At 42.3% G+C, this 1,216-nt stretch carries 1 protein-coding gene; it reads right to left on the bottom strand.

Features of this window, described 5'->3' with window-relative positions; genetic code table 11:
• On the bottom strand, window positions 1-946 hold a 946-nt coding region (locus tag ABZY44_RS37725; RefSeq protein ID WP_003130410.1), incomplete at its 3' end, for an IS30 family transposase.
• Between the last annotated feature and the right edge of the window lie 270 nt (window positions 947-1,216).

Below are 1,216 nucleotides of genomic sequence, written 5' to 3' on the forward strand. Positions count from 1 at the left end.
AGCCAGCCAAGCTCATCTCATATGAACTCTTATAGTTGAACATTTTTCTTGGATAATGGTTCATCCAATACTCGATAGCGGCGACTTCTTCAGGGGTCGTCTTTGTTGTGCCTTTTGGCAGATGCCTACGAATCATTCGGTTATGGTTTTCATTCGTCCCTCGCTCAAAGCTCGCGTAGGCGTGTGCATAGTAAACTGGACAGCTTACGACCTCAGAGAGCCTTGCAAATTCATGGCCATTGTCAGGGGTAATGGATTTGAAGTCATAACTTTTTTGAAGTTCCACCAGCTCATCATTGACCGCCTGTGCTGTTTTCCCATCAATCAAGCGAATGATCTCCGTGCGGTATTTTCGCTCTGTGAGCGTCAAAAGCACCTTGTTCTTAGCTCTCGTAAGAATGACCGTGTCAATCTCGTAATGCCCCACTTCTAAGCGATTGTTAATGAACTCAGGCCGTTCTTCAATAGACTTACCAAAAGGATGCTTTGGCGCACGAGGTTTGATTTTCTTTGCCGCCTTATACTGCGGATAGAAAAGATGATGACGCTTGGCTTCTAACCAGCCCCAGTTGACCCAATTGTAGAGGCTGCTCAGAGAAACTCCTTTTAGAGCCTGATGAATGACTTCCAAAGAGTCCTTGTCTTCTTTAAGACGTGTACTCACATAACAATCAATCTCAGTCGTGAGTTTACTCGGACGAACACTGTGAGCCCTCAATCCTTCATAATTTTCTTGAGCCTTTTTAGCAGAGTATTTTACCTTCCGCTTGAGCTGGATTTCCCCTCGCTTCATCTCTCTGTCAATCGTCCCATGAGCTTTATTCAATAAGCGCGCAATCTCACGGTTGCTCAGTCCTTCTTTATTGTGCCAACGTTCAATGTTTAAACGGTCTTGATTGGTCAGGTGTTTCCCTTTGCTCTGGCTTGTGATAGAATAGTCTTGCATCTGAATTTCCTTTTTATACTATTTGGTCGAACTTCTAGTATAAGAGATTCAGATGTTTTTTGCTTGACTCAAGGTGGCTAACTTCATTTTACAATTTGCGATTAATTATTAAATTTAAAAAAATAAAAAAATAGGAGAGAAAAAATGGCAAAACGTATTATTGGTACAACACCAAAAGAAGATGGTTTTCGGATGCCTGGTGAATTTGAAGCTCAAGATCAAATTTTTATGATCTGGCCCGAACGTCCAGATAACTGGCGTGATGGAGCA

This window comes from Streptomyces sp. NPDC006544, assembly GCF_040611715.1.
GTDB lineage: Bacteria > Actinomycetota > Actinomycetes > Streptomycetales > Streptomycetaceae > Streptomyces.